Below are 4856 nucleotides of genomic sequence, written 5' to 3'. Positions count from 1 at the left end.
CGCTCGCCTCCGTGGTCCCCCGGGAAGCGGACAGCCCCAGCGGCCCGCCTGGGCGGGGCGATTCCGTCTTCGCGCATCTTCGACGAGCGCGCGTCGCGCTTCCGGATCGCCGTCGGCACCCGGGCTGCGCGTGGCCGGGGAGGCCGATGGACACCTCAAGTACGACGGCCGGTTCGGCGATCCCGTGACCCTGTTGAAGGCACGTGAGGAGCGGGATCGTCGGCTCCGCCGCCACGGTGCCCGGGCAGTGGCGCACTGGTCGTGGGGCGACCTCGCCGAGCCGTCGTCACTGCGCGACATCCTGGTCTCCGTCGGGCTGACGCCGAATTCCCCGCCGGATCTGCAGCACCTGTCCAGCCTCGGACGACTGCTGCGCTCCGGCCGCAACGGGACCGGGCTCACGTGATGACGCCCCGGGTCCCACGCCCGCGAGACTGCACGCGCGTGACAACCCCACTGCAACCTGCCGCAGTCTCGTCACGCGGATGCAGTCTCGCGGTCAACGCCCACCGGAGCCCACCCCGCCGCGCGCTACGCGAACGCCTCCGGCGGAGGGCAGGAGCACACGAGGTTTCGATCGCCGTACGCCTGGTCGATGCGGCGCACCGGCGGCCAGTACTTCCCACGGACGAGCGAACGCTGCGGGTACACCGCCGTCTCGCGCGGATAGGCGTGCAGCCACTCGTTCGCGACCGCCGCCTCCGCGGTGTGCGGGGCGTTCACGAGCGGGTTGTCGTCGGCGGGCCACTCCCCCGCGGCGACGGCGAGGGCTTCGCCCTTGATCTCGATCATGGCATCCACGAATCGATCGAGCTCGGCGAGGTCCTCGCTCTCGGTCGGCTCGACCATCAGGGTGCCGGCCACCGGGAACGACATCGTCGGGGCGTGGAAGCCGTAGTCGATGAGGCGCTTGGCGACGTCGTCGACGGTGATCCCGGTCTGCTCCTTGAGAGGACGCAGGTCGAGGATGCACTCGTGCGCCACGAGGCCGCCCTCACCCGCGTACAGCACCGGGTAGTGCTCGCGCAGACGCGCGGCGATGTAGTTCGCCGACAACACGGCAGCGGCGGTGGCCTGCCGCAGCCCCTCGGCACCCATCATCCGCACGTACGCCCACGAGATGGGCAGGATGCCGGCCGATCCGTGCGGCGCGGCCGACACCGGTCCTCCGTCGAAGACGCCGCCGGCGTGATCCGCGCGCTGCGAGAACGGGTGCGACGGGAGGAACGGCGCGAGGTGCGCCTTCGCGGCCACGGGGCCCACGCCGGGTCCGCCGCCGCCGTGCGGGATCGCGAACGTCTTGTGCAGGTTCAGGTGCGACACGTCGCCGCCGAGGTCGCCGAAGCGAGCGAACCCGAGCAGCGCGTTGAGGTTCGCCCCGTCGACGTACACCTGTCCGCCGGCGTCGTGCACGGCCTGCGTGATCTCGAGGACGTCGTGCTCGTACACGCCGTGCGTCGAGGGGTACGTGATCATCAGGGCCGAGAGGGCCTCGGCGTGCTGCGCGATCTTGGCCCGCAGGTCGTCGAGGTCGACGTTCCCGGCCTCGTCGCACGCGACGACGACGACCCGCATCCCGGCGAGCACCGCCGACGCGGCGTTCGTGCCGTGCGCCGACGACGGGATGAGGCACACGCTGCGCTCGGTGTCGCCGTTGGCGTGGTGGTAGCCGCGGATCGCGAGGAGTCCCGCGAGCTCGCCCTGCGAGCCGGCGTTCGGCTGCAGCGAGACGGCGTCGTACCCGGTGACCTCGGCGAGCCAGCGCTCCAGCTGCTCGATCATCGCGAGGTAGCCGTGCACGTCGGCCTCGGGCGCGAACGGGTGGACGCGCGCGAACTCCGGCCACGACACCGCCGCCATCTCGGTCGCGGCGTTGAGCTTCATGGTGCACGAGCCGAGCGGGATCATGCCCCGGTCCAGCGCGTAGTCGCGGTCGGCGAGCGTCTTGAGATACCGCATCATCGCCGTCTCGCTGCGGTGCGCGTGGAAGACGGGGTGCGTGAGGTACGCGTCCTCGCGGTGCAGCCGCTCGGGAACGCCGCGCAGCGCCTCCCCCGCGGGCAGCTCTTCGGCGGGCAGCCCGAAGGATGCCACGATCGCGGCGACATCGGCCTCCGTCGTGGTCTCGTCGACCGAGACGCCCACGGTGGCGTCGTCGACCCACAGCAGCTGGTAGCCGCGCTCGCGCGCGCGGTCGACGACGTCCTGCGCGCGCCCCGGCACGTGCACGCGCACGGTGTCGAAGAACGCGTCGGAGGCGAGCCTGAGGTCGTACGACACGAGAGCGGATGCCAGGGCATCGGCGGTCCGCGCGACCCGGGTCGCGATCGCGCGCAGCCCGTCGGGCCCGTGGTACACGGCGTACATCGCGGCCATCACGGCCAGGAGCACCTGGGCGGTGCAGATGTTCGACGTGGCCTTCTCGCGCCGGATGTGCTGTTCGCGCGTCTGCAGCGACAGGCGGTAGGCGGGGTTGCCCGCGGCATCCACCGACACGCCCACGAGACGGCCCGGCAGCTGGCGCTCGAGACCCGTGCGCACGGCCATGTATCCGGCGTGCGGACCGCCGAATCCGAGCGGCACGCCGAAACGCTGCGTCGTGCCCACGGCCACGTCGGCGCCGAGGGTGCCGGGCGAGCGCAGCAGCGTGAGCGCGAGCAGGTCGGCCGCAGCGACGACGAGACCGCCGTGGCGGTGGACCGCCGACGCGACGTCGGAGAAGTCCCACACGCGCCCGGTGGCCCCGGGGTACTGCACGAAGGCGCCGAAGCTCTCGGGGATCTCCCCGTCGTACGACGTCTCGACCAGCTCGATGCCGACCGCCGCGGCCCGGTGCGCGAGGAGCGCCTTGGTCTGCGGCAGCGCGTCGGCGTCCACGAGGAAGACGTCGGTCTTGGCCTTGGACGCGCGGCGGGCGACGAGCATGCCCTCCACGACCGCGGTGGACTCGTCGAGCATCGACGCGTTGGCCGTCGCGAGACCGGTGAGGTCGGTGACCATGGTCTGGAAGTTGATGAGCGCTTCCAGCCGTCCCTGCGAGATCTCCGGCTGGTACGGGGTGTACGCGGTGTACCAGGACGGGTTCTCCAGCACGTTCCGCTGGATCACCGAGGGCGTGAACGTGTCGTAGTACCCCAGGCCGATCATCGGGCGGGCGGAGCGGTTCGCCGACGCGAGCTCGCGCAGCTCGGCGAGCGCCTCGGCCTCCGTCGCGGCGGGCGGCAGGTCGCTGGTCTCGCGGGGCCGGACGTGGATGGATGCCGGGACGGCGGTCTCGACGAGCCGTTCGACGCTGTCGTACCCGACGACCTCGAGCATGCGCGCGCGGTCGTGGGCGCCGATGCCGATGTGGCGATCGGTGAAGGCCGCGGGCGCAGCGGCATCCGTCCGGGCGGAGGTCGTCAGGCTCATGCGGTGAGGTCCTCGTATGCGGCGCGGTCGAGCAGGTCGGCGGGCAGGTCGCCGCCGAGGCGGATCTTCACGAGCCAGCCGTCGCCGAACGGGTCGGCGTTGACGAGCGACGGGTCGTCGACCACGGCGTCGTTGATCTCGACGACGGTGCCGTCGAGCGGGGCGTATAGCTCACCGACCGACTTGGTCGACTCGATCTCGCCGCAGACGTCGCCCGTGGTGACCGCGGAGTCGGCCGCGGGGAGGTCGACGAAGACGACGTCGCCGAGCTTCTCGGCGGCGAAGTCGGTGATCCCCACGGTGGCGATGTCGCCGTCGACGGCGATCCACTCGTGCTCGGAGGTGTAGCGGAGTGCGGTCAGGTCGGTCATGCGTTCCTCCGGTAGAAGGGAAGGGCGGTGACGGTCGCGGGGATGCGTGTTCCGCGCACGTCGATGGTCAGGGTGGTGCCGGGTTCGGCCGCGGCCGGGGAGACGTAGGCCATCGCGACGGGGTGGCCGAGGGTGGGGCTCAAGGCGCCGCTGGTGATCTCGCCGACGACGTCGTCGCCATGGAGCACGGTGTAGCCGGCGCGGCCGGCGCGCTTGCCCTCCGAGACGAGTCCGACGAGGACCGGGGCGTCGGCGGCGACGGAGGCGAGGCCGTCCTTGCCGACGAACGCGGGCTTGTCGGCGGCCACGACGCGGCCGAGCCCGGCCTGCGCCGGCGTCACGTCGCGCGAGAGTTCGTGGCCGTACAACGGCATGCCGGCCTCGAGCCGCAGCGTGTCGCGAGCCGCGAGGCCGCACGGGACGAGTCCCGCCGGGGTCCCGGCATCCAGGAGCGCGTCCCACAGGTCGCCGGCGCGCTCGATCGGGATGAGCAGCTCGTACCCGTCCTCACCGGTGTAGCCCGTGCGGGCGATGAAGAGGGAGTCACCGTCGAAGGTGCCCTCGGTGAAGGCGTAGTAGCCGAGTTCGTCGAGCGGCGTACTGAGGATCTCGATCGCCGGGACGGATTCGAGGATGCCGCGCGCCCGCGGTCCCTGCAGGGCGACCAGCGCGACGCGGTCGGTGACGTCGTCGACCTCGGGGAGCGCGCCGCCGGTCCACGTGTCCCGCGCGTGGGCGAAGGCCGCGGCGACCGCGTCACGGTTGCTCGCGTTGGCGATCACCAGGTAGTACTTCTCGCCGGTGCGGTAGACGATGACGTCGTCGACGATCCCGCCGGATTCGGCGAGCACGAGCGAGTACTTCGCCTTGCCGAGCTTCATCGCCGAGACGCGGCCGGCGAGGACGTAGTCGAGGAACTCCGCGGCCTCGCCGTCGTGCACCCAGAACTCGGCCATGTGCGAGATGTCGAAGAGGCCGGCGGCCTCACGGACGGCCCGGTGCTCGGCGAGGTCGGAGGAGTAGCGCACGGGCATGTTCCAGCCGCCGAAGTCGGGAACGAGGCGCCGAGGGCTC

The 4856-nt window shown here is 72.0% G+C and carries 2 protein-coding genes and 2 pseudogenes; 1 reads left to right on the top strand and 3 read right to left on the bottom strand.

Annotated elements, in window-relative coordinates; genetic code table 11:
* Positions 1–406: pseudogene (locus I5G_RS16040) on the top strand (hypothetical protein); the annotation flags it as partial.
* Positions 407–531: 125 nt separating this feature from the next.
* On the opposite strand, the gene gcvP reads toward I5G_RS16040, so the two are convergent.
* The 3 genes and pseudogenes from gcvP to gcvT all read right to left on the bottom strand — a co-directional run.
* A complete protein-coding gene (gcvP, locus tag I5G_RS16035; protein ID WP_022879963.1) occupies positions 532–3411 on the bottom strand; it encodes an aminomethyl-transferring glycine dehydrogenase in 2880 nt (959 codons plus the stop codon).
* Positions 3408–3782 (bottom strand): glycine cleavage system protein GcvH, encoded by a 375-nt coding sequence (gene gcvH, locus I5G_RS16030; RefSeq protein ID WP_022879962.1) that lies wholly within the window; start codon positions 3780–3782, stop codon positions 3408–3410. The genes gcvP and gcvH overlap by 4 nt, the downstream gene beginning before the upstream one ends.
* Positions 3779–4856 (bottom strand): annotated as a pseudogene (gcvT, locus tag I5G_RS22990) (glycine cleavage system aminomethyltransferase GcvT); the annotation flags it as partial. The pseudogene gcvT and the gene gcvH, both read right to left, overlap by 4 nt.

The organism is Microbacterium sp. B19, from assembly GCF_000333395.1.
In the GTDB taxonomy this organism is placed as follows: Bacteria; Actinomycetota; Actinomycetes; order Actinomycetales; family Microbacteriaceae; genus Microbacterium.
This window is presented reverse-complemented; position numbering and strand designations above follow the sequence as displayed.

What these genes read in the sequence shown, in the direction of transcription:
- gcvP (WP_022879963.1), bottom strand. Translation starts at nt 3,411, where the DNA reads ATGAGCCTGACGACCTCCGCCCGGACGGATGCCGCTGCGCCCGCGGCC.
- gcvH (WP_022879962.1), bottom strand. Translation starts at nt 3,782, where the DNA reads ATGACCGACCTGACCGCACTCCGCTACACCTCCGAGCACGAGTGGATC.